This is a genomic window from Runella sp. R0.1_18 (genome assembly GCF_057652155.1).
The window spans coordinates 1-290 of sequence record NZ_JBYFCK010000124.1; the positions used below are offsets into that span (position 1 = coordinate 1).

The 290-nt window shown below is 46.9% G+C and carries 1 protein-coding gene; it reads left to right on the forward strand.

Features of this window, described 5'->3' with window-relative positions; genetic code table 11:
• Positions 1 to 290: TonB-dependent receptor plug domain-containing protein (locus AC23P2_RS31355; protein ID WP_487776831.1), on the forward strand; the 290-nt coding region annotated here is incomplete at both ends.

Consider the following 290-nt stretch of genomic DNA (forward strand, 5'->3'; position numbering starts at 1 on the left):
TGGTGAGCCAGGTAACGACGGTGCTGGTATTCGTATTCGTGGTTCAAATACCTTAGGAAACAACTCTGCTCTTATCTTAATCGACGGTATTCCCGGTCGTGAAGGGGGCTTAGATCGTATCAACCCTAACGACATCGAAAGTATCTCGGTTTTGAATGATGCCTCGGCATCTATCTATGGTGCGCGTGCGGCTAACGGGGTTATCTTGATTACCAACAAACGTGGAAAATCGGGTAAACCAGAACTTTCGTATTCATTGAACCAAGGTTGGTCGCAGCCTACGAAACTTC